Annotated in this window: 22 protein-coding genes; 15 read left to right on the top strand and 7 right to left on the bottom strand. The window is 57.2% G+C overall.

All coding sequences use genetic code 11. The features are described from left to right. The first annotated feature begins 7 nt into the window (after positions 1-7). The 4 genes from AFK66_RS17585 (at position 8) to tldD (ending at position 7,450) form a co-directional block, all read left to right on the top strand. Complete coding sequence (locus tag AFK66_RS17585; RefSeq protein WP_007780338.1) at positions 8-583, top strand: Maf family protein; 576 nt, start codon at positions 8-10, stop codon at positions 581-583. Positions 584-588: 5 nt separating this feature from the next. Continuing rightward, positions 589-2,058, top strand: coding sequence for a ribonuclease G (gene rng / locus AFK66_RS17580; RefSeq protein ID WP_004385132.1), 1,470 nt, complete (start codon positions 589-591; stop codon positions 2,056-2,058). Between the two features lie 60 nt (positions 2,059-2,118). Continuing rightward, on the top strand, positions 2,119-5,919 hold the full coding sequence (yhdP, locus tag AFK66_RS17575; protein ID WP_007780343.1) for an AsmA2 domain-containing protein YhdP: 3,801 nt from the start codon (positions 2,119-2,121) through the stop codon (positions 5,917-5,919). Between the two features lie 85 nt (positions 5,920-6,004). Beyond that, positions 6,005-7,450 (top strand): metalloprotease TldD, encoded by a 1,446-nt coding sequence (gene tldD, locus AFK66_RS17570; RefSeq protein ID WP_023899591.1) that lies wholly within the window; start codon positions 6,005-6,007, stop codon positions 7,448-7,450. Between the two features lie 40 nt (positions 7,451-7,490). Here tldD and aaeR read toward each other — a convergent pair whose 3' ends face one another. Beyond that, on the bottom strand, positions 7,491-8,435 hold the full coding sequence (gene aaeR, locus AFK66_RS17565) for an HTH-type transcriptional activator AaeR (RefSeq protein ID WP_023899589.1): 945 nt from the start codon (positions 8,433-8,435) through the stop codon (positions 7,491-7,493). Between the two features lie 174 nt (positions 8,436-8,609). On the opposite strand from aaeR, the gene aaeX reads away from it, so the two are divergent. The 5 genes from aaeX to AFK66_RS17540 all read left to right on the top strand — a co-directional run bounded on the left by aaeX (position 8,610) and on the right by AFK66_RS17540 (position 13,582). Next, on the top strand, positions 8,610-8,813 hold the full coding sequence (aaeX, locus tag AFK66_RS17560) for a p-hydroxybenzoic acid efflux pump operon protein AaeX (RefSeq protein WP_004385128.1): 204 nt from the start codon (positions 8,610-8,612) through the stop codon (positions 8,811-8,813). Positions 8,814-8,820: 7 nt separating this feature from the next. Next, complete coding sequence (gene aaeA / locus AFK66_RS17555) at positions 8,821-9,753, top strand: p-hydroxybenzoic acid efflux pump subunit AaeA (protein ID WP_023899588.1); 933 nt, start codon at positions 8,821-8,823, stop codon at positions 9,751-9,753. Between the two features lie 5 nt (positions 9,754-9,758). Continuing rightward, complete coding sequence (aaeB, locus tag AFK66_RS17550; protein WP_032983028.1) at positions 9,759-11,726, top strand: p-hydroxybenzoic acid efflux pump subunit AaeB; 1,968 nt, start codon at positions 9,759-9,761, stop codon at positions 11,724-11,726. An 83-nt stretch (positions 11,727-11,809) separates the two neighbouring features. Continuing rightward, on the top strand, positions 11,810-13,264 hold the full coding sequence (locus AFK66_RS17545; protein ID WP_023899585.1) for an NAD-dependent succinate-semialdehyde dehydrogenase: 1,455 nt from the start codon (positions 11,810-11,812) through the stop codon (positions 13,262-13,264). Positions 13,265-13,309: 45 nt separating this feature from the next. After that, positions 13,310-13,582, top strand: a complete 273-nt coding sequence (locus tag AFK66_RS17540; RefSeq protein ID WP_032968553.1) for a barstar family protein — start codon at positions 13,310-13,312, stop codon at positions 13,580-13,582. A gap of 70 nt (positions 13,583-13,652) precedes the next feature. Here the strand turns inward: AFK66_RS17540 and yhcN (AFK66_RS17535) are convergent, their stop codons facing one another. The 3 genes from yhcN (AFK66_RS17535) to argR form a co-directional block, all read right to left on the bottom strand. Then, positions 13,653-13,919, bottom strand: a complete 267-nt coding sequence (yhcN, locus tag AFK66_RS17535) for a peroxide/acid stress response protein YhcN (protein WP_007780361.1) — start codon at positions 13,917-13,919, stop codon at positions 13,653-13,655. A 116-nt stretch (positions 13,920-14,035) separates the two neighbouring features. Then, positions 14,036-14,299 carry a peroxide/acid stress response protein YhcN gene (yhcN, locus tag AFK66_RS17530; RefSeq protein ID WP_007780363.1) on the bottom strand — a complete coding sequence of 88 codons (264 nt, stop codon included), beginning with the start codon at positions 14,297-14,299 and terminating at the stop codon, positions 14,036-14,038. Positions 14,300-14,663: 364 nt separating this feature from the next. After that, the gene (gene argR / locus AFK66_RS17525; RefSeq protein WP_004385120.1) at positions 14,664-15,134 is read right to left on the bottom strand and encodes a transcriptional regulator ArgR; all 471 of its coding nucleotides are present in this window, start codon (positions 15,132-15,134) and stop codon (positions 14,664-14,666) included. Between the two features lie 436 nt (positions 15,135-15,570). Between argR and mdh the strand changes: the two genes are divergently transcribed. Next, entirely contained in the window at positions 15,571-16,509 is a 939-nt protein-coding gene (gene mdh, locus AFK66_RS17520; RefSeq protein WP_004385118.1) for a malate dehydrogenase, read from the top strand. A gap of 61 nt (positions 16,510-16,570) precedes the next feature. On the opposite strand, the gene degS is transcribed toward mdh, so the two are convergent. The 3 genes from degS to zapG all read right to left on the bottom strand — a co-directional run bounded on the left by degS (position 16,571) and on the right by zapG (position 19,670). Beyond that, complete coding sequence (gene degS, locus AFK66_RS17515; RefSeq protein ID WP_023899583.1) at positions 16,571-17,638, bottom strand: outer membrane-stress sensor serine endopeptidase DegS; 1,068 nt, start codon at positions 17,636-17,638, stop codon at positions 16,571-16,573. Positions 17,639-17,728: 90 nt separating this feature from the next. Beyond that, complete coding sequence (gene degQ, locus AFK66_RS17510) at positions 17,729-19,096, bottom strand: serine endoprotease DegQ (RefSeq protein WP_007780372.1); 1,368 nt, start codon at positions 19,094-19,096, stop codon at positions 17,729-17,731. A gap of 175 nt (positions 19,097-19,271) precedes the next feature. Continuing rightward, positions 19,272-19,670, bottom strand: a complete 399-nt coding sequence (gene zapG / locus AFK66_RS17505) for a Z-ring associated protein ZapG (RefSeq protein ID WP_004385113.1) — start codon at positions 19,668-19,670, stop codon at positions 19,272-19,274. Between the two features lie 203 nt (positions 19,671-19,873). Between zapG and zapE the strand changes: the two genes are divergently transcribed. The 5 genes from zapE to sspB all read left to right on the top strand — a co-directional run bounded on the left by zapE (position 19,874) and on the right by sspB (position 23,548). After that, entirely contained in the window at positions 19,874-21,010 is a 1,137-nt protein-coding gene (gene zapE / locus AFK66_RS17500; RefSeq protein WP_007780384.1) for a cell division protein ZapE, read from the top strand. Positions 21,011-21,260: 250 nt separating this feature from the next. Next, on the top strand, positions 21,261-21,689 hold the full coding sequence (gene rplM, locus AFK66_RS17495; RefSeq protein WP_002437467.1) for a 50S ribosomal protein L13: 429 nt from the start codon (positions 21,261-21,263) through the stop codon (positions 21,687-21,689). A 14-nt stretch (positions 21,690-21,703) separates the two neighbouring features. Continuing rightward, entirely contained in the window at positions 21,704-22,096 is a 393-nt protein-coding gene (rpsI, locus tag AFK66_RS17490) for a 30S ribosomal protein S9 (protein WP_000829818.1), read from the top strand. Between the two features lie 313 nt (positions 22,097-22,409). Further along, the gene (gene sspA, locus AFK66_RS17485) at positions 22,410-23,051 is read left to right on the top strand and encodes a stringent starvation protein SspA (protein ID WP_007780387.1); all 642 of its coding nucleotides are present in this window, start codon (positions 22,410-22,412) and stop codon (positions 23,049-23,051) included. A gap of 5 nt (positions 23,052-23,056) precedes the next feature. Beyond that, entirely contained in the window at positions 23,057-23,548 is a 492-nt protein-coding gene (gene sspB / locus AFK66_RS17480; RefSeq protein WP_007780391.1) for a ClpXP protease specificity-enhancing factor, read from the top strand. The last annotated feature ends 39 nt before the right edge of the window (positions 23,549-23,587 follow it).

The following is a 23,587-nucleotide window of genomic DNA, read 5'->3' as shown; positions in this document are numbered from 1 at the left end:
GACAGATATGACAGATCTTTATCTCGCCTCGGGCTCGCCGCGTCGTCAGGAGCTGCTGGGAATGCTGGGCGTTACGTTTGAACGTCTGGTACCGGGTGTGGAGGAGCGGCGCGCCGAGCAGGAAGCGCCGCAGGATTATGTCACCCGTCTGGCCCGCGACAAAGCCCGCGCTGGCGTGGCGCTGGCCGCACGCGATCTTCCTGTGCTTGGCGCCGATACTATCGTCGTGCTGGATGGCGACGTGCTGGAAAAACCGCGCGACGCCGCCCATGCGGCAGAGATGCTGCGCAGGCTATCCGGGCAAACGCATGACGTGATGACCGCCGTCGCGCTGGCTGATAAACAGCGCGTGTGTGAGCGTCTGGTTACTACCCGCGTGACGTTCCGGGTGTTGACGGCGCAGGACATTGCGGCCTATGTCGAAAGCGGCGAGCCGATGGACAAAGCGGGCGCGTACGGCATTCAGGGGCTGGGTGGCTGTTTTGTCAGACGTATTGAGGGAAGCTACCACGCGGTGGTAGGGCTTCCGCTGGTAGAAACCTGGGAATTGCTGAGCGAATTCAACTCACTGCGTGAGGGATAAACAAGATGACGGCTGAATTGTTGGTTAACGTTACCCCGTCGGAAACCCGGGTGGCGTACATTGATGGCGGGATTTTGCAGGAAATTCACATTGAGCGTGAAGCGCGCCGCGGGATAGTAGGCAATATCTACAAAGGTCGGGTCAGTCGCGTTCTTCCAGGAATGCAGGCGGCATTTGTAGATATTGGCCTCGATAAAGCCGCGTTTCTTCACGCCTCCGACATCATGCCGCACACCGAATGCGTGGCGGGCGACGAACAGAAAAACTTCACCGTTCGCGATATCTCCGAGCTTGTGCGCCAGGGGCAGGATCTTATGGTGCAGGTGGTGAAAGATCCGCTCGGCACCAAAGGCGCGCGTCTAACTACCGACATCACGCTGCCGTCGCGCTATCTGGTTTTTATGCCGGGCGCGTCGCACGTCGGCGTCTCCCAGCGTATTGAGAGCGAAACCGAGCGCGAGCGCCTGAAACGCATCGTGGCAGATTACTGCGACGAGCAGGGCGGCTTTATTATTCGTACCGCCGCCGAAGGCGTCTGCGAAGAAGATTTGGCGTCTGATGCCGCCTATCTGAAACGCGTCTGGACCAAAGTGATGGAGCGTAAAAAGCGCCACCAGACGCGCTATCAGCTCTACGGCGAACTGGCGCTGGCCCAGCGTGTACTGCGCGATTTCGCGGTCGCCCAGCTTGACCGCATCCGCGTCGATTCCCGTCTGACCTATGAAATGCTGCTCGAATTTACGGCGGAGTATATGCCGGAGATGACCAGCAAGCTTGAGCACTACAGCGGCCGTCAGCCGATTTTCGATCTCTATGATGTTGAGAATGAAATCCAGCGCGCGCTGGAGCGTAAAGTGGAGCTGAAATCCGGCGGGTATTTGATCATCGATCAGACCGAAGCGATGACGACGATTGATATCAACACCGGCGCTTTTGTCGGCCATCGCAATCTCGACGACACCATTTTCAACACCAATATTGAAGCGACACAGGCGATTGCCCGCCAACTGCGCCTGCGCAACCTCGGCGGCATTATCATTATCGACTTTATCGATATGAGTAATGAAGATCACCGCCGCCGCGTGCTGCACTCGCTTGAGCAGGCGCTGAGCAAGGATCGCGTGAAGACCAGCATCAACGGCTTCTCGCAGCTCGGCCTGGTGGAAATGACCCGCAAACGCACCCGCGAAAGTATTGAACATGTGCTGTGTAATGACTGTCCAACCTGTCATGGTCGCGGCACCGTGAAAACGGTAGAAACCGTCTGCTATGAAATCATGCGCGAAATCGTGCGCGTGCATCACGCTTACGACTCTGACCGCTTCCTGGTCTACGCGTCGCCTGCCGTGGCGGAAGCGCTGAAAAGCGATGAATCCCATGCGCTGGCCGAAGTGGAGATTTTTGTCGGTAAGCAGGTTAAGGTGCAAATCGAACCGCTCTATAACCAGGAGCAGTTCGACGTGGTCATGATGTAGCGCACAGCGGTCGTCTGTGTGAGTGAAGGTACCGCCGCGGCGGCTGACAAGGAGAGAAGGGTGAGGCGACTGCCGGGCATTTTGCTACTCACAGGCGCAACGCTAATTGTTATCGTCGCACTGATGGTGAGTGGACTGCGCCTCGCGCTGCCACATCTCAACACCTGGCGCCCTGCGCTGCTGGAGAAAATCTCCAGCGCGACCGGCGTTCCCGTACAGGCGAGCCATGTTGACGCCGCCTGGCAGACATTCGGCCCGACGCTCGACGTGCGTGATATCCGCGCGCAGCTCAGCGACGGCGGCAACGTTTCCGTCAGGCGCGTCACGGTCGCGCTGGATGTCTGGCAAAGCCTGCTCCATTTTCGCTGGCAGTTTCGCGATCTCACCTTTTACCAGCTTCAGGTGCGTACCAACACGCCAATCAAACAGAGCGAAGGCGGCAACCCGCTGGAAGGCAACAAACTCAGCGATCTCTTCTTCCGCCAGTTCGATCACTTCGATCTGCGCGACAGCACGCTCAGCTTCATCACGATCTCCGGCCAGCGCGCCGAACTCGCCGTCCCCCAGTTAACCTGGCTTAACGGGAAAAACCGCCACCGCGCCGAAGGTCAGGTGAGTCTCTCCAGCCTCACCGGCCAGCATGGCGTGATGCAGGTGAGAATGGATCTGCGTGACGACAACGGCCTGCTGAATCGCGGTACGGTCTGGATGCAGGCGGATGATGTGGATGTTAAGCCCTGGCTTGGCCAGTGGATGAAGGACAACGTCGATCTGACCAGCGCGCAGTTCAGCCTCGAAGCGTGGATGACGCTGCGCGACGGCGAGGTGGAAGGCGGCGATATCTGGCTCAAGCAGGGCGGCACCACCTGGCGCGGCGAGGATCGCAGCCACCGTCTTTCGGTAGATAATCTGACCGCGCATATCAGCCGCGCCGATGACGCCTGGCAGGTCGCCATTCCGCAGACGCGCGTGACCGTGGATGACAAGCCCTGGCCCGCGGGTTCGCTGAATCTCGCCTGGCTTGCCGGCCAACCGGTCGACGGCGACAAAGTACGGCGCAGCGACGAACTGCGCGTACGCGCCAGCAACCTTGAACTGAGCGGACTGGAAGGGTTTTTACCGCTCGCAACAAAGCTTGCACCGTCGCTTGGCGACGTATGGGGCAGCACGCGCCCGAAAGGGAAAATCGACGCGCTGGCGCTTGATATCCCGCTTCAGGCGACCGACAAAACCCGTTTTCTGGCTCGCTGGCGCGATCTCTCCTGGCAGCAATGGAAACTTCTGCCGGGCGCAGAGCATTTCTCCGGCTCGGTCTCCGGCACGCTGGAGCATGGTCAGGCGACGGTCAATATGACTGACGCCCGGATGCCGTATCAGAGCGTGTTCCGCGCGCCGCTGGAGATTGCGCGCGGCGCGGCGACGCTGGACTGGCGCAAGAACGCGGAAGGCTTCACGCTGGCGGGTAAAAATCTTGACGTACAGGCGCATTCCCTGTGGGCGCGAGGCGATTTTCGTTACCAGCAGCCGAAGGACGGTCAGCCCTGGCTGGAAATACTGGCAGGCATCCAGACCTCCGATGCCGCTCAGGCCTGGCGCTACTTTCCGGAAAACTTGATGGGCAAAGATCTCGTCGATTACCTGAGCGGCGCGATTCAGGGCGGCCAGGTGGAGAACGCCACGCTGGTCTATGTCGGCAACCCACAGCATTTCCCGTATAAACAAAACGACGGTCAGTTTGAAGTCTATGTGCCGCTGCATAACGCCACCTACGCGTTCCAGCCGGACTGGCCCGCGCTGAAAGATTTCGCCATTAATCTCGATTTCCGCAACGACGGGCTCTGGATGGCGGTGCCGCAGGTCATGCTTGGCGGCGTCATCGGAAAAAACCTGACGGCCGTTATCCCGGACTACTCGCAGGAAAAACTATTTATCGATGCCGATATCGCCGGGCCGGGTAAAGCGGTCGGGCCTTACTTTAAAGAGACGCCGCTTGCAGATTCTCTGGGTACGACGCTGGACGAGCTCCGGCTCGACGGCGATGTGAATGCTCGCTTACATCTCGACATTCCGCTGGATGGCACCATGACGACCGCGAAAGGCGACGTCTGGCTGCGCAATAACGCGCTGTTTGTGAAGCCGCTCAACAGCACGCTGCATAACCTGAACGGCAAATTCAGCTTCGTGAACGGCAATCTGCAGAGCGAACCGTTAACGGCCACCTGGTTTAACCAGCCGCTGAATATCGACTTCTCGACCCGTGAAGAGCCGAAAGCTTATCAGGTGGAAGTGAACATGAATGGCGACTGGCAGCCTACCCACACAGGCCTTCTGCCGAAGCCGATGAACGATGCGCTTAGCGGCAGCATTCCCTGGAACGGCAAAGTGGCGATTTCGCTGCCTTATCATGCTGGCGTAAATTATCAGGTCGATATCACCGGCGATCTGAAAAATGTAAGCAGTCACTTACCTGAGCCAGTTGAAAAGCCCGCAGGTAAAGCGCTGCCGTTTAAAGTGCGCGCGAAAGGCGACCTCAAAAGCTTTGATGTGACCGGCAACGCCGGGGCGGAAAACCATTTCAACAGCCGCTGGCTGCTCGGGCGCAAGCTGACGCTGGACAGGGCTATTTGGGCCTCTGACAGCCGCACCACACCGCCGCTGCCGGAAAACCGCGGTGTTGAGCTGAATCTGCCTGCGATGGATGGCGCGCAGTGGCTGGCGCTCTTTAACCAGGGCGCGGCCGAGAAGGTCAGTAGCACGACGCTGTTCCCGGAAGCGATAACGCTGCGCACCCCGGCGCTGACCTTTGGCGGACAGCGCTGGAATAACCTCAGCATCATGACGAAGCCGCAGACAGGCGGTACGGAAGTTTCCGCCCAGGGCCGTGAAATCAACGGTCGCCTGCTGATGCGCGACGGCGCGCCGTGGCTTGCGAATATCGACTATCTCTATTACAACCCAAGCCACGCGGATGAAGCGACCACGGTGTTGACCACTACCGCCGGGCAAAAAACGCAGGCCGTGGACTTCAGCCACTGGCCAAATCTGGCGCTGCGCTGCGCCGAGTGCTGGCTGTGGGGCCAGAAATATGGCCGCATCGACGGCGATTTCACCATTAACGGCGATACGTTGTCGCTCGCGAACGGCCTGCTGGATACCGGCTTTGCGCGCCTGACCATGGAAGGCGAATGGGTTAACCGCCAGGATGCCATGCGCACCTCGGTAAAAGGCGTTCTGAAAGGTAAACAGCTGGATGCGGCGACCAGTTTCTTCGGTGTGAAAACGCCGCTTCAGGGGTCGTCGTTTAATGTTGATTACGATCTCCACTGGCGCGACGCGCCGTGGAAACCGGATGAAGCTTCATTGAATGGCGTGCTGCATACCCGCCTCGGCAAAGGACAAATCGCCGATCTCGGCACCGGCCATGCGGGGCAGCTGCTGCGCCTGTTGAGCTTCGATGCGCTGCTGCGCAAGCTGCGCTTTGACTTCAGCGATACCTTCGGCGAAGGTTTTTATTACGATTCGATTCGCAGTACGGTCTGGATCAAAGACGGCATCATGCACACCGAAGATACGCTGGTGGATGGCCTGGAAGCGGATATCGCCATGAAAGGCTCCGTTAACCTGCCCGCCCGGACGCTGGATATGGAAGCGGTCGTGGCACCGGAAATCTCCGCGACGGTCGGCGTGGCGGCGGCGTTCGCCGTCAACCCGATTGTCGGCGCGGCGGTGTTTGCCGCCAGCAAAGTGCTTGGCCCGCTGTGGAATAAAATCTCCGTACTGCGCTATCACATCACCGGGCCAATCGATAAGCCGCAAATCAACGAAGTGATGCGCCAGCCGCGTGCGCAAGCGGCGCAATGATTTGACGCCGCGGCGGAATTACCGCAAGCTCGCCTGATAACCTTTTTCATTGCCCGTGCGGGCAGGACCAAGAGAGTAGCAAATAATGAGTCTGAACCTGGTAAGTGAGCAGCTACTGTCTGCCAATGGCCTGAGCCATCAGGATCTCTTCTCCATCCTGGGCCAGCTTTATGAGCGCCGCCTGGATTACGGCGATCTTTACTTTCAGTCCAGTTATCACGAATCCTGGGTTTTAGAAGACCGCATCATTAAAGACGGCTCTTACAATATCGACCAGGGTGTCGGCGTGCGCGCCATCAGCGGTGAGAAAACCGGCTTCGCGTATGCCGATCAGATTAGCCTGCTGGCGCTGGAGCAGAGCGCGCAGGCCGCGCGCAGCATCGTGCGCGAGCAAGGCGAAGGGCGCATCAAAACCCTGAGCTCCGTGAACTACTCGCCGCTCTACACCACGCTCGATCCGCTGCAAAGCATGAGCCGTGAAGAGAAGCTCGATATTTTGCGCCGCGTCGATAACGCCGCGCGCGCCGCGGACAAGCGCGTCCAGGAAGTGAGCGCGAGCCTGACCGGCGTTTATGAACTGATTCTGGTGGCCGCCACTGACGGTACGCTGGCGGCTGACGTGCGTCCGCTGGTGCGCCTTTCCGTAAGCGTACAGGTGGAAGAAGACGGCAAGCGCGAGCGTGGCTCCAGCGGCGGCGGCGGCCGTTTCGGCTACCAGTGGTTTATGGAGAATACCGACGGCGAAATACGTGCAGAAGCCTGGGCGAGAGAAGCGGTGCGTATGGCGCTGGTAAACCTCAGCGCGGTGGCGGCACCTGCCGGCACGCTGCCGGTCGTGCTCGGCGCGGGCTGGCCGGGCGTGCTGCTCCATGAAGCGGTTGGTCACGGCCTGGAAGGCGACTTCAACCGTCGCGGCACGTCGGTCTTCAGTGGTCAGATGGGCGAGCTTGTGGCGTCTGAGCTCTGTACCGTGGTGGACGATGGCACGCTTGCCAATCGCCGTGGTTCTCTCGCGATTGATGACGAAGGCGTGCCGGGCCAGTACAACGTGCTGATCGAGAACGGCATCCTGAAAGGTTATATGCAGGATAAGCTCAACGCGCGCCTGATGGGCGTCGCGCCGACCGGTAACGGCCGTCGCGAATCTTACGCGCACCTGCCGATGCCGCGCATGACCAACACCTATATGCTGGCCGGGAAATCCACGCCGCAGGAGATTATCGAATCGGTGGATTACGGCATCTTCGCGCCAAACTTCGGCGGCGGCCAGGTGGACATAACTTCCGGTAAGTTCGTCTTCTCGACGTCGGAAGCGTATCTCATCGAAAACGGTAAAGTGACGAAGCCAGTGAAAGGCGCGACGCTTATCGGCTCCGGCATCGAGGCGATGCAGCAGATTTCAATGGTGGGTAACGACGTGAAGCTGGATAACGGGGTAGGCGTCTGTGGTAAAGAAGGCCAGAGCCTGCCGGTGGGCGTCGGTCAGCCGACGCTGAAGGTCGATAACCTCACGGTCGGCGGTACGGCGTAAACATGTGGTTTCGCCCCTCCGTTGGCGAGGGGCGAGACACTCAGGCGCGGCTCTCTTTTCCCTTCCCGTTTCTTCCCCGCATCTCCTGATAAACCTGCGCCACTTTCACGAAATAGTCATTAAGCGCGTTGATACACACCTGCACCTTAAGCGGTAGTTTGTCCTTTTCGGTATAGAGCGCGTAGACCGGACGCGGGTCGGACTGGTAGCGCGGGAACAGGATCTCCAGCTCCCCGCTGTTGATCTCATCGATCACCCACATCAGCGGCACATACGCAATGCCAGCGCCCGCTTTCAGCCAGCGTGAGAGGGTCATCGGATCGTTAGTGACAAAACGCCCCTGCGGCAGCAGACGGGTAGAAATGCCTTCCGGCGCGATAAGCTCGAATTCATTGTCCGGGCGTACGCTATATTCAAGCCATGAATGGTTGGCGAGATCGGCGGGCTTTTCCGGCGTGCCCGCCTGGGCGAGATAGCTTTTGGCCGCGCAGACGACCATCGGCATCGAGCCGAGGCGCTTCGAAAACAGGCTGGAATCCTGCAGCGCGCCGACGCGGATCACCACGTCCAGCCCGTCGGCGATGAGATCGGGAGCCGGAATACCGGTCACCAGGTTGACCGACAGCCCCGGATAGTCGCGCAGCATTCCGGCAGTCAGAGACGCCAGCACATTTTGCGCCATGGTTGAAGAACAGCCGATCCGCAGCGTGCCGATAGGGCTATTATTAAAAGCGTATAACTGTTCATGCACTTCCTGTACTTCATGCAGCATACGACGACAGCCCTGGTAGTAGATCCGGCCTGCCTCGGTTAAGCCAATGCTGCGGGTGCTGCGGTTTAACAGCTTGACCTGCAACTCATCTTCCAGTTTCGATACCGTCTGACTGATAGAGGAGACGCTCATCTCAAGCTGCCTGGCGGCGCTGGTAAACGAGCCCAGCTCCACCACTTTGGCGAACACCGACATTCTTTTTAGTCGTTCCATTATTCACTCTGGCTTAAAAGTGATTTAGATCACATATCATAGATAACTTACTATCAGTTACGCTAATATATTATTTCCAACATAACTACACCGCACTCTCGCCCGGCCATTCCAGGCCACTCGTTGCGGAATATAGTTTAAAAATCAATCGCCTGCACGCAAATCAAGGTCAACATGAGTCTTTTTCCGGTCATTGTGATATTCGGTCTTTCCTTTCCGCCGATCTTTTTTGAGCTTCTGCTGTCGCTGGCGATTTTCTGGCTGGTGCGCCGCGCGCTGATCCCGACCGGGATCTACGATTTCGTCTGGCATCCGGCGTTATTCAACACGGCGCTCTATTGCTGTCTGTTCTATCTGCTGTCGCGCTTGTTTGTCTGAGGTTGATGTGAAACTACTAACAACAAAAATCACCCGCACAGCCATCACCGTGGTGCTGGTCGTGCTCGCCTTCATCGCCATTTTTCGCGCCTGGAGTTTTTATACCGAATCGCCCTGGACGCGCGATGCGCGCTTCAGCGCTGATGTGGTCGCCATTGCGCCCGACGTCGCCGGGCTTATCACGTCGGTGGACGTGCATGACAACCAGCTGGTGAAAAAAGACCAGGTGCTTTTCACTATAGACCAGCCGCGCTACCAGAAGGCGCTGGAAGAAGCCGAAGCCGATGTCGCGTACTACCAGGCGCTGGCCAATGAAAAACGTCGCGAGGCGGGCCGTCGTAATAAGCTTGGCATTCAGGCGATGTCGCGTGAAGAGATAGACCAGGCGAACAACGTGCTGCAAACCGTGCTGCATCAGCTGGCGAAAGCCGAAGCGACGCGCGATCTGGCGAAGCTCGACCTGCAACGCACCGTCATCCGCGCACCGGCGGACGGCTGGATAACCAACCTTAACGTCTATACGGGCGAGTTCATTACGCGCGGCTCCACGGCGGTGGCGCTAGTCAAACAGAACAGCTTCTACGTTCAGGCTTATATGGAAGAGACCAAGCTTGAGGGCGTGCGCCCCGGCTTTCGCGTAGAGATTACGCCGCTTGGCAGCAATAACGTGCTGCACGGCACCGTCGACAGCGTCTCGGCGGGCGTCACGAACGCCAGCAGTACGCGCGACGACAAAGGCATGGCGACCGTCGATTCTAACCTCGAATGGGTACGCCTGGCGCAGCGCGTGCCGGTGCGTATTCGCCTCGATAAACAGCCTGGCAACCTTTATCCGTCCGGCACGACGGCGACCGTCGTGGTGACGGGGGAGCGGGATCGCGACCGCAGCCAGGAGTCGGCCTTTAACAAGCTGATGCACCGTCTGCGCGAATTCGGCTAATCATGATGGGATTTTTATCAATCGATCCCCGGCACCTGCGCTTTGCGATAAAGCTCGCCACCGCTATTGTGCTGGCGCTGTTTGTCGGGTTTCACTTTCAGCTTGAGACGCCGCGCTGGGCGGTGCTGACCGCCGCGATTGTGGCGGCGGGGCCGGCGTTTGCCGCAGGCGGCGAGCCGTGGTCCGGCGCTATCCGCTATCGCGGAATGCTCCGCATCATCGGTACGTTTATTGGCTGCATCGCCGCGCTGGTGATGATTATTGGCACCATTCGCGCGCCGGTCGTGATGCTGACCCTTTGCTGTATCTGGGCCGGTTTCTGTACCTGGATTTCATCGCTGGTGAGAGTCGAAAACTCGTACGCCTGGGGGCTTGCGGGTTATACGGCGCTGATTATCGTCATCACGATCCAGACCGAGCCGCTGCTGGCACCGCAGTTCGCGCTGGAGCGCTGCAGTGAAATCGTGCTCGGGATCTTCTGCGCGATTATCGCCGATCTTTTATTCTCCCCGCGCTCTATTAAGAAAGAGATCGACCGCGAGCTGGACGCGCTGCTGGTTGAGCAGTTTCGCCTGATGCAGCTCTGCATGGCCCACGGTGACAGTGAGGCGGTGGATAAAGCCTGGGGCGCGCTGGTGCGCCGCACCGCCGCGCTCGACGGCATGCGGGTGAACCTGAATATGGAGTCGTCGCGCTGGGTGCGCGCGAACCGCCGCCTGAAAGCGCTCAATACGCTCTCGCTGACGCTCATTACCCAGGCCTGCGAGACGTATCTCATTCAGAACACTCGCCCGGAGTCGATAGCGCCGGAATACCGCGAGCTGTTTGTCGAGCCGGTGGAGACTGCCGCTGATGTGCACCGCCGCCTGAAATTCATCCGCCGCGTGCTCTCCTGGACCGGCGAGCACGACACGCCGGTGACGATTTACACTTGGGTGGGCGCGGCCACGCGTTATCTGCTGCTCAAGCGTGGCGTGATCACGAACGCGAAAATCAGCGCGGTGGAAGAGGACGTATTGACCGACGAAGTGGTGGTCAAAGCGCCGTCGGCGGAGCGCCACCACGCCATGATCAATTTCTGGCGCACGACGGTGTCTTGCCTGCTGGGCACGCTTTTCTGGCTCTGGACCGGCTGGACCTCCGGCAGCGGCGCGATGATCATGATTGCGGTTGTGACGGCGCTGGCGATGCGTCTGCCGAACCCGCGCATGGTATCGCTCGATTTCCTCTACGGGATGCTCGTCGCGCTGCCGCTTGGGGCATTTTACTTTCTGGTTGTGCTACCTTCGACCCAGCAGAGCATGTTGCTGCTGTGTATCAGCCTGGCGCTGCTCGGCTTTTTTATCGGCATCGAAGTGCAAAAGCGGCGGCTCGGCTCTATGGGCGCGCTGGCGGGCACCATCAATATTCTGGTGCTGGATAACCCTATGACCTTCCACTTCAGCCAGTTCCTCGACAGCGCGCTCGGGCAACTGGTGGGCTGTGTGCTGGCGATGATGGTGATTCTGGTGATCCGCGATAATTCACAGGCGCAGACGGGCCGCATGTTGCTGAACCAGTTTGTCTCGGCGGCAGTTTCTTCGCTCACCACCAACAAAGCGCGGCGCAAAGAGAACCATCTGCCCGCGCTCTATCAGCAGCTCTTTTTGCTGCTGAGCAAATTCCCGGACGACGTGGCGAAGTTTCGCCTGGCGCTGAATCTCATCATCGCGCACCAGCGTCTGCGCGAAGCGCCGGTGCCGGTCAATGACGATCTCTCGGCGTTTCACCGCCAGTTGAGACGCACGGCGGACCGTGTTATTTCCGCGTCCAGCGATGAGAAACGACGCGCGACGTTCCGCCAGTTGCTGGATGAGCTGGCGGTCTACCAGGAGAAGCTGCATGTCTGGGCGGCGCCGCAGTCGGTGATTGATTCCGTGAAGCGCCTGACCGATATGCTTCATAAATATCAGCAGGCGTTTACCAACACGTAATGCCAAAACCGACGCCCAAAGCGTCGGTTTTTTTCTGTCTATACTTACCTCCATCCACGGAATTTCACGTGCAGGAGGGGACAATGACCGCACAAGCATTTGCAGAATATGCGTTTTTTAAAACCGGCTATTTTGTTGACGGGAAATGGCACAGCGCGCAGGAGACCTTTGATGTGCTAAACCCGGCGACGGGCGAGGTCATCGCGCAGGTTGCGAAAGCGGGCAAAAAAGAGACCGAGGCCGCTATCGCCGCCGCCAGCCGCGCGTTCCCCGCCTGGCGCGCCAAAACCGCGAAAGAACGTTCTGAAATTCTCTATCGCTGGTATCAGCTCATCATTGAAAACAAGCGCGCGCTTGGCGAGCTGATGACGAGTGAGCAGGGCAAGCCGCTGAAAGAAGCCGAAGGCGAAGTGGAATATGCCGCGAGCTTTATCCAGTGGTTCGCCGAACAGGCCAAACGCGCCAATGGTGAAATCATTCCGCCCGTGAAGCCCGGCTCGCGTATCCTGGCGACCCGCGAGCCGGTCGGCGTGGTGGCGGCGATCACGCCCTGGAACTTCCCGATGGCGATGCTGACCCGCAAGCTTGGCCCGGCGCTGGCCGCAGGCTGTACCGGCGTTATCAAACCCGCCAACAATACGCCGCTCAGCGCCTTTGCGCTGGTAGCGCTGGCGCAAGAGGCGGGCGTGCCGGACGGCGTGCTGAACGCGGTGGCGGGCAGTACATCGGAAATCAGCGATGCCATTATGGCAAGCCCGGATGTCCGTAAAATCTCCTTCACCGGCTCGACCGCCGTTGGCAAAACGCTGATGCGCAACGCCGCCGAAACGATGAAAAAAGTCTCGATGGAGCTTGGCGGCAACGCGCCGTACATCGTGTTTGACGATGCCGACATCGACGCGGCGGTGAAAGGTGCTGTCGCCAATAAATTCCGTAACGCAGGCCAGGTGTGCGTCAGCGTTAACCGTTTCTACATTCAGGAAGGCGTTTATGATCGTTTCGTCAATCAACTGGCGGAGGCGGTAAAAGCGCTGAAAGTGGGCAACGGCATGGAAGACGGCGTTATCGTCGGGCCGCTTATCGAGACATCGGCGGTCGAAAAAGTGCGCGAACATGTGGACGACGCGGTCGCGAAAGGCGCGAAAGTGCTTACCGGCGGCAAACCGCATGCGCTCGGCGGCAATTTCTGGCAGCCGACCGTGCTGATTGATGCAAACGACGATATGAAGCTGGCGCAGGAAGAGACCTTCGGCCCGCTGGCGGCCTGCTTTAGCTTTAAAACCGAAGAGGAAGTCATCGCGCGGGCCAACAATACGCCTTATGGGCTCGCCGCTTACTTCTACACCCAGAACCTTCAGCGCGTGTTCCGCGTCTCACAGCTGCTGGAAAGCGGCATGATTGGCGTTAACGAATGCGCGGTGTCAACGGAAGTCGCGCCGTTTGGCGGCGTGAAGGAGTCAGGGCTTGGGCGCGAAGGGTCTGTGCTGGGGCTGGATGAGTTTATGGAAGTGAAAACGCTGCATCTTGGCGGGTTATAAGCGTGAGGGCGGCATCGCAGCCGCCCGCTAAACGTGGTGGCGACAATGAAAAGCTACAGTTTTGATTTCAGTACGATTGCCAGTCAACAGGATTTCTATCGGGCATTTGCCGACACGTTTGGCATCGGGGCCGCGCGCGTAACGGATCTGGATAGTCTGTGGAAGGTGGTGATGGAAGACGTGCTGCCATTACCGCTGGAGATTGTGTTCCTGCATGTGACGGCGGAAGTGAAACGCCGCTTCGGCGCACTGATTCTGCTGTTTGATGAAGCAGAAGAGGAGCTGGAAGGTCAGCTCCTCTTCAATATCCGGCAATAGCCATACTGCAAACCCTCAAAAAGGCCCCCGCGAAGCAGGGGCAAAAGTCGTCGGAGAAGACGACGAGGGTTTATTTGTACAGTTCTGCCGTGGCGTGCCAGTGATCGCCCTGAGTCAGCTCAGTGATGCGATAGCTGCTTGCGCCTTCTTTTTCTGCTTTAGCGGCCAGTTGCTGGCGAACATCCATCGGCGAGCCGGTCAGCTGCGTCACAGAGACGGAGCCCATCGGCTGGAGATTTTGCGCCTGTTGCGCGTTGACCTGTTGTACTGCGGCGCTCGCACCAAAAGAGAGTACGGATGCAAGGCCCAGAGCAGCGATGGTAAATGTCGTTTTCATTATTCATTCCTCATGCAGGTGTGTTCAGCGGCCTTAATGGTTAGCGTACGATTTTTATCGGGCCGCTGAGAGGTATTACATATTAGTTGCGCGTGAGCGCCTGACGGTTAGATCGCTTATTTATAAAGCTCGGCAGTGGCGTGCCAGTGGTCGCCAGTACGGGCTTCAATCACGCGATACGCGGTTGCGCCTTTCGCTTCTGCTTTTTCATTCAGCATCGCACGCAGATCCATCGGAGCCGCGTTTACGGCGTCAACAGAAACGGTACCGATAGGCTGACGGTTCTGCGCCTGTTCTGCGTTGATGGAATCCGCCGCGAAAGCGCCGAAGGACAGCATGGAGAGAAGTGTCAGGGCTGTTACAGTAGATTTGGTTTTCATGTTCTTTTCCTCGTCGTAATTGTTATCGGTGGGGTCTTATTGTGTGACCCTCATCACAAAAACAAGTATACACTAGTTACCCGAAAAATTAATACGATCCTAATTATTTACTATGAAACTTTGTTCGGTCCGGGCATGCTTTTTATTACCGATCATTATAAAAATGGGGGTAAAATGTCCGTTTTCTGACCAAAATTTCATTAAATCAATGGATTGGGTGAGTTTGACAATTTGTGCGGTCTTCAGGCCGCGAAACAGGCGGAACCGTAAAAAAGAGGCAGATACTGCTGCGTGCGTAATAAAAGCAAGTGGAAATGCGAGGCGAAAAGAGCTGCCGCCGGCAGAACCGACGGCGGCGCAGGGCTTATAACTCCTGCTCGAACAGTACCAGAATGGCTTCGTAGAGATCTTTCACCGTAAAGCCGCGCGCGGGCGTGGTAAAGATAGTGTCGTCGCCAGCAATGGTGCCCAGAATCCCTTCGGCTTTACCGAGTGAATCCAGCAGACGCGCGATAAGCTGCGCGGCACCGGGACTGGTGTGAATCACCACCACTGCGTCGTTATAGTCGATATCCAGCACCAGGTTTTTCAGCGGGCTGGACGTCGTCGGGACGCCCAACTCAACCGGCAGGCAGTACACCATCTCCATTTTGGCGTTGCGGGTACGCACGGCGCCAAATTTCGTTAACATGCGAGAGACTTTGGACTGGTTGATGTTCTCGAAACCCTGATCCTGAAGCGCCTGGACGATTTCACCCTGGGAACTGAACTTCTCTTCTTTTAGTAACGCTTTGAAGGCTTTGACTAATTCTTCTTGTTTTGCGGAGCTACGCATATATCACCCGTATACAGGCCAATAAACAACATTATTATGCATTGAGATGAATTTTTATGCAAATGGTCTGCCTTGCGGCGGGCTGAAATAATGTTATGAAAGAGACGAATTTTATCAAATTACGTTATCGAGGAACATGCCTGTATCACGACTCGCAAATAAGGCTTTAAGTAAATTAAATGTTATCAAAATGATGTTGTTTTGATGCTTAAAGAGGGTGTAATGTAACCGCCTGTTGAGATGTTGCTTCGGTAGTGACCCGGCGGTATTCGCGTCATCTGCACCCGGGCGAGAAGGCCGCATCGCTTTCAGTTAAACCGCGCTACGATCGCAAACTGCGGGCGAAAAGAGTGCTATAACTTCCTCCCAGGATGATTATGGTCGCCACCTCATGGAGTAACGGCACACAATTGCTAACCATAATAAGGAGTTTAGGATGAAAGTTGCAGTCCTCGGCGCGGCAGGCGGTATCGGCCAGGCGCTTGCCCTTCTACTCAAGACCCAACTGCCTTCAGGTTCAGAACTCTCTCTGTATGACATTGCGCCAGTGACCCCAGGGGTTGCGGTGGATTTGAGTCATATCCCGACCGACGTGAAAATCAAAGGTTTCTCCGGTGAAGATGCTAAACCGGCGCTGGAAGGCGCTGATGTGGTGCTGATCTCCGCAGGCGTTGCCCGTAAACCGGGTATGGATCGCTCTGACCTGTTCAACGTGAACGCGGGCATCGTGAAAAACCTGATTCAGCAGGTGGCGACCACCTGCCCGAAAGCGTGCATCGGCATTATCACCAACCCGGTGAACACCACGGTCGCTATCGCGGCTGAAGTGCTGAAAAAAGCAGGCGTATACGACAAGAACAAACTGTTTGGCGTGACCACGCTGGACATCATCCGCTCCAACACCTTTGTGGCGGAACTGAAAGGTAAAAAACCGGCTGAGCTGGACGTGCCGGTGATCGGCGGCCACTCTGGCGTGACCATTCTGCCGCTGCTCTCGCAGATCCCGGGCGTCAACTTCACCGACCAGGAAGTGGCCGATCTGACCAAACGCATCCAGAACGCGGGCACCGAAGTGGTGGAAGCGAAAGCGGGCGGAGGCTCTGCAACCCTCTCTATGGGCCAGGCGGCCGCGCGTTTCGGTCTCTCCCTGGTGCGTGCGCTGCAGGGTGAGCAGGGCGTTGTGGAATGCGCCTACGTGGAAGGCGACGGCGAATATGCTCGCTTCTTCTCACAGCCGCTGCTGCTGGGTAAAAACGGCATTGAAGAGCGTAAACCGATCGGCACGCTGAGCGCTTATGAACAGCAAGCGCTGGAAGGCATGCTGGATACGCTGAAAAAAGATATCGCCCTGGGCGAAGAGTTTGTTAACAAATAAGCGTTAACGAGCGAAAAAAAACCGGAACGCAGGTTCCGGTTTTTTTATGTCTGCGATTCCGTTATTCCGGTGTCGCCGGGTATTCCTGAATCGTTACCTGAATAGTGAGCTTGCGGTCGTTACGCATGACTTCCACCGGGATCACCGAGCCAGGACGGATTTCCGCTACCTGATCCATGGTTTCCAGCGCAGAGATAGCAGGCTTCTTATTCACCGACACAATCACGTCATTGACCTGGATGCCCGCGCGCGCGGCAGGGCCGTCCTGCGCCACATCGTTCACCACAATCCCCTGAATCTGATCGATACCCGCCGCCGGCGTGTGCATCGGCGTAATTTCACGCCCGCTGATGCCGATATAGCCGCGGATCACGCGCCCGTCGCGGATAAGTTTTTCCATAATGCGCGTGGCGAGCTGTGTTGGGATCGCAAAACCGATGCCTTCCGGCGTTTCGCCGTCGTTACTTTTATCAAAAGAGAGCGTGTTAATACCCATCAGTTCGCCCAGCGAGTTCACCAGTGCGCCGCCGGAGTTGCCGTGGTTGATGGAGGCGTCGGTTTGCAGGAAATTCTGGCGTCCGGACGGGTTCAGGCCGATTCGCCCGGTGGCGCTGATAATCCCCTGGGTGATGGTCTGCCCAAGGTTATAGGGGTTGCCAATCGCCATGACGACATCGCCGATATGCGGCATTCGCTGCGGGTTAATGGGAATAACCGGCAGGGCGGTTGCGTTAATTTTCAGTACCGCCAGATCGGTCAGGCTGTCTGAACCTACCAGCAGCGCCTCAAACACGCGGCCATCCTGCAGCGCCACAATAATCTGGTCAGCGTCGTTGATGACGTGTTTGTTAGTCAGAATATAGCCGCGCTGATCCATGATTACGCCGGAGCCGAGCGTGCGAATCTCCAGCTGGCTGCGATTGCTGCCGCCGAGGCTGCGGTTATAGACATTCACGACCGCAGGCGCAGCGCGGCGCACCGCCCGGTTATAACTCACGGGCGTTTCATCGACGCTGTCGAGCTTTTGCTGCAACAGCGGATTATAAGGGCGCAGGGAAGGCACAAGCGTCAGCAACAACGCGGCGACAATTAACCCCGCAATAACCGAGCGTAAAAGCTTCAGAAACATGTGTATGGAATAAGTAGTCAGGGGACGGGCGCAGCATACCATGAGTTAAACGGACATCACACGCGGCGTGATGTCCGTTGTCTCAGTTTATTAACGCAGCAGTAAATAGAGGCTGTCGTTTCCGCGCACGACATGTAGCGCGATAATGGCAGGTTTACTCTCCAGCAGCTTGCGCATTTCAGCGATGGTGCTGACGCGCGCGCGGTTTACGCCGACGATCACGTCATCTTTCTGCAGGCCCGCCTGGGCGGCGGCGCTGCCTTTTTCGACGCTGTTGATGGTAATGCCTTTGGTGCCGTCTTTAAGCTGGCCGTCGCTTAACGTCGCGCCCTGCAAGGCCGGGGCGATGATGTCGGCGCTGGCGGAAGAGGACGTGCTTTTATCGAGCGTTACCTCCACTTCCTGGGCTTTACCGTCGCGCAGCAGGCCCAGTTTCACTTTCGTGCCAGGCTCGGTGGTGGCGATGCGCGAGCGCAGTTCGGCGAAGCTGTTCAGCGGGCGGCCATTGAGGCTGACAATCACGTCGCCCGCTTTAATGCCCGCTTTAGCGGAGCCTGAATTCGGCAGCACTTCGCTGACAAACGCGCCGCGCTGGGTGTTCAGGTTAAACGCTTTGGCGATATCGGCGCTCATCTCGGTGCCTTTAATGCCGAGCAGACCGCGTTTCACCTCGCCTGATTGCATCAGCTGTTTAGCGAGCGTCTGGGCCATATTCGCCGGAATAGCAAAGCCGATACCGACGCTGCCGCCGCCTGGCGCGAGAATAGCGGTGTTGATGCCGATAAGCTCGCCGTTCAGGTTCAGCAGCGCGCCGCCGGAGTTGCCGCGGTTGATGGACGCATCGGTCTGGATAAAGTTTTCAAAGCCTTCGAGATTGAGCCCGCTGCGGCCTAGCGCCGAAACGATGCCGGACGTCGCCGTCTGGCCGAGCCCGAACGGGTTGCCGACGGCCACCACGAAATCGCCGACGCGCAGTTTATCGGAATCCGCCACCTGGATTTGCGTCAGGTTGCTGGCGTTTTGTAACTGGATCAGCGCGATATCGCTCTGGTCGTCGCCGCCAATCAGTTTGGCGTCGAACTCGCGGCCGTCATTGAGCTGAACGCTGATTTTTTCAGCGTGGTTAATCACGTGGTTATTGGTGAGCACATAGCCTTTCGCGGCGTCGATAATAACGCCCGAGCCGAGCCCTTCAAACGGCTGCGCCTGCTGGTCAGGCATCGACTCGCCGAAAAACTTTTTCAGCTCTTCCGGTACGCGCTGTTCCTGCACGGCAGTGCCTTCCACCCGCACGCTGACAACCGCAGGCAGCACTTTTTCCAGCATCGGCGCGAGGCTTGGGATCGCAGGCTGGCCTGGCACCTGCGATGGCAGCGCAGCGAGCACCGGCGCGGGCGCCGACAGAGATAAACCGAGACTTAACGCTAACGCACTTAACAGCAGGGTTTGTTTTTTCATGAACGCAGCTCTCGCAACCTGGTTATAAAAGTCACCTGAAAACACGGATATTATTGAATTCTCAATGTCGTAACAATGCTGTCATCGGGACGGCAGCGCTCAGAATAAGCATAGTCAGCACCCAAAGAAAAGCGGGCGCAAATGCGCCCGTCGGTAAGGATAGTTTTTAGCTGAATCAGTTGCGCTTCGCGCCGGTACGCAGCAGACCAGACGCGCTGTCCGAATAGTCGCGCGGCATCTGGACCGGCGCCTGATCGTTGCTGGCTTCCGATTCCGCAAGGCGATTACGGAACGGGTTGGTCTCTGCGGACATTTCCGGCAGCAGGCTACTGGAGCTTTTCGCCATGTGCTGATAAAGCTGACGATAGTCGTGCGCCATGTTATCCAGCAGTTCGGCGCTGCGGGCGAAGTGGCTGACCAGTTCTTCGCGGTAGTCGTCAAGCTCCGCTTTATTTTTCTCAAGCTCGTACTGCAGAGCCTGCTGTTGACGTAATTTGCGGTTACCGAAACGCATAGCGACGGCGCCGATAATGATGCCGACGACTAACCCAATAAGCGCATATTCCCAGGTCATGAACATCTCCCGTTGTCTTGTGATTCCGTAGGGTGGTAACGGCGAGGCTTGGTTTCTCGTCTGCGTGCCGTCGACCGGTAAACCCACTATAACCGCTAATTCAGGAGAAGTGGAATCCTGGAGCGGCATGGCGTAGTGTAGAGCGGCCTTTTTTTGGCCAAAATAACGCTGCGGCGAACGTTTTCAGGAAGTAAGAATAATATATGCAGAGCATCTCTCCGACATCGCGCTACCAACAGGCCCTGAAAGAGGGCACCCATCAGCCGGACGACGTCCAGCATGAAGCAGTAAATCGTCTGAATCTTATCTGGCAGGCCCTTTCGCAGAAAACCGACGCGCCAGCGCCTGCTCGTGGCGGCCTGCTGACCAAAGTCGGCAAGCTGTTTGGCAAACGCGAAGAAGCGCTCAGTGAAGCGCCGGTTCGCGGCTTATATATGTGGGGTGGCGTCGGTCGAGGTAAAACCTGGCTGATGGACCTGTTCTTTCATAGCCTGCCGGGTGAGCGCAAACTCAGGCTGCACTTTCACCGGTTTATGCTGCGCGTGCATGAAGAGCTCGCCGCGCTGCAAGGGCAAAGCGATCCGCTGGAAGTGGTTGCCGATGGCTTTAAAGCGCAGGCGGACGTTATCTGCTTCGATGAATTTTTTGTCTCTGACATTACCGACGCCATGCTGCTTGGCGGACTGATGCAGGCGCTGTTCGCGCGCGGTATTACGCTTGTCGCGACGTCAAACATTCCGCCCGATGAGCTGTACCGCAACGGCCTGCAACGTACGCGTTTTCTGCCAGCTATTGAGGCCATAAAAGCGCATTGCGATGTGATGAACGTCGACGCGGGTATCGATTACCGCCTGCGCACGCTGACCCAGGCGCATTTGTGGCTCTCGCCGCGCAGTGAGGAAACGGCGCGCCAGATGGACAAACTTTGGCAGGCGCTGGCGGGCGCACCGCGTAACGCGGCGGCGGCACCGTCGCTTGAGATTAACCATCGCCCGCTGCCGACGCTTGGTGTTGAAAACCAGACGCTGGCCGCGTCCTTCGCCACCTTATGCGTGGACGCGCGCAGCCAGCATGACTACATCGCGCTGTCGCGCCAGTTCCATACTGTGTTGTTGTTTGATGTGCCGGTGATGACGACGTCCACCGAGAACGCGGCGCGGCGTTTTATCGCGCTGGTGGATGAGTTTTACGAACGCCAGGTGAAGCTGGTGGTCTCGGCGGATGCGCCGCTGGAGAGCATCTACCAGGGCGAGCAACTGCAGTTTGAATTTAAGCGTTGTTTGTCGCGTTTGCAGGAGATGCAGAGCGAGGAATACCTCAAACGGCCGCACCTGGCCTGATGCCAGGCCGCTCCTCTGCGCGCAGGGGAGCGAATCCCGATACTTTCCTGATAAAAGGGGTCGATCTTTATACTCGACTTCTCTATAATCTTGCGACCCCACGTTACAAGAAAGTTTTTTTCCCGAAACTTTTATGTGCCGAAAACATATCCGAGGGGGTAGGTTTGCGGACTTTGTCGTGTGAACCTCAACTCAATTTAAGCGTTTGGGTGTTCGCCAACGTGTAACTCTATATTTGGGTAAGCTTTTAATGAAAACTTTTACAGCTAAACCAGAAACCGTAAAACGCGACTGGTACGTTGTTGACGCGACCGGTAAAACTCTGGGCCGTCTGGCTACCGAACTGGCTCGTCGCCTGCGCGGTAAGCACAAAGCGGAATACACTCCGCACGTTGATACCGGTGATTACATCATCGTTCTGAACGCAGAAAAAGTTGCTGTAACCGGCAACAAGCGTTCTGACAAAATGTACTACCACCACACTGGCCACATCGGTGGTATCAAAGAAGCGACCTTTGAAGAGATGATTGCCCGCCGTCCTGAGCGCGTAATTGAAATCGCGGTTAAAGGCATGCTGCCGAAAGGCCCTCTGGGCCGTGCTATGTACCGTAAACTGAAAGTTTACGCGGGCAACGAGCACAACCACGCGGCGCAGCAACCGCAAGTTCTGGACATCTAATCGGGATTATGGCAATGGCTGAAAATCAATACTACGGCACTGGTCGCCGCAAAAGCTCCGCCGCTCGTGTGTTTATCAAACCGGGCAACGGTAAAATCGTTATCAACCAGCGTTCTCTGGAACAGTACTTCGGTCGCGAAACTGCCCGCATGGTAGTTCGTCAGCCGCTGGAACTGGTCGACATGGTTGAGAAACTGGATCTGTACATCACCGTTAAAGGTGGTGGTATCTCCGGTCAGGCTGGTGCGATCCGTCACGGTATCACCCGCGCTCTGATGGAGTACGATGAGTCTCTGCGCTCTGAACTGCGTAAAGCTGGCTTCGTTACTCGTGACGCTCGTCAGGTTGAACGTAAGAAAGTCGGTCTGCGTAAAGCACGTCGTCGTCCGCAGTTCTCCAAACGTTAATCCTTTTCTGCTTTGGCAGAATCGAATTGGCGAAAAACCCGGCACCATGCCGGGTTTTTTTATGCCCGGAATTTTTATCTGGTCGCTAATCTACTGAAATCCCGCCCATTTACGGCAATCGGACAAAACCTCTCACCACAAGCTGCGCAAAATCTGGTAAACTATCATCCAATTTTGTGCCCAAATGCTGGTAACTGTTCACGTTTTGTTCGTTTTAAAGACGCAAGAAAGTTCGGCACGGAAGGGTGATTAATAAGGCCAGTCGTGTTTGCGGCTGGTAGCAGTAACTTTCTGAATATACCTGGAGGTTTTCATGGCTGTCGCTGCCAACAAACGTTCGGTAATGACGCTGTTTTCTGGTCCTACTGATATCTACAGCCATCAGGTCCGCATTGTGCTGGCTGAAAAGGGTGTCAGCTTTGAAATTGAGCATGTGGAAACGGATAACCTGCCGCAGGATCTGATTGACCTCAACCCAAATCAAAGCGTGCCGACGCTGGTAGACCGTGAACTGACTCTGTGGGAGTCGCGCATCATTATGGAATATCTCGATGAGCGTTTCCCTCACCCGCCGTTAATGCCGGTGTATCCGGTGGCTCGCGGTGAAAGCCGCCTGTATATGCACCGTATCGAGAAAGACTGGTACTCGCTGATGAACGTGATTGTCAGCGGCTCCGCCCAGGAAGCCGATAACGCGCGTAAACAGCTGCGTGAAGAGCTGCTGGCTATCGCGCCGGTATTTGGCCAGAAGCCTTATTTCCTGAGCGATGAGTTCAGCCTGGTGGATTGCTATCTCGCACCGCTGCTGTGGCGTCTGCCGCAGTTAGGCGTTGAGTTCAGCGGCGCGGGCGCTAAAGAACTCAAAGGCTATATGACTCGCGTGTTTGAGCGTGATTCGTTCCTGGCTTCGCTGACGGAAGCCGAGCGCGAAATGCGTCTGCAAACCCGGGGCTAAACCTTATGGATATCTCTCAGCTCTCTCCACGTCGTCCCTATCTGCTGCGTGCCTTTTATGAATGGCTGCTGGATAACCAGCTGACGCCGCACCTGGTCGTGGATGTGACGCTGCCGGGCGTGCTGGTGCCGCTGGAGTATGCGCGCGACGGGCAAATTGTTCTGAATATCGCTCCGCGCGCGGTCGGTAATCTGGAACTGGCGAATGATGAAGTTCGCTTCAACGCCCGTTTCGGCGGCGTGCCGCGTCAGGTCACGGTGCCGCTGGCGGCCGTGCTGGCTATCTACGCCCGTGAAAACGGCGCCGGTACGATGTTCGAGCCTGAAGCCGCTTACGATGAAGAGATGGCGAGCCTGAACGACGAAAACAGCGCAGAAGAGCCGGAAACCGTGATGTCTGTGATTGATGGCGATAAGCCTGACGATGCGGATGATAACGGGCCGGATGACGAGCCACCGCCGCGTGGCGGACGTCCGGCGCTGCGCGTGGTTAAGTAATCGCGCTGCCTTAAAATAAAGCCGGGTATGCTGACGCAT

The organism is Cronobacter malonaticus LMG 23826 (assembly GCF_001277215.2).
In the GTDB taxonomy this organism is placed as follows: domain Bacteria; phylum Pseudomonadota; class Gammaproteobacteria; order Enterobacterales; family Enterobacteriaceae; genus Cronobacter; species Cronobacter malonaticus.
Note: the sequence above shows the minus strand (reverse complement) of the source record. Positions and strands in the feature narration are given on the sequence as shown.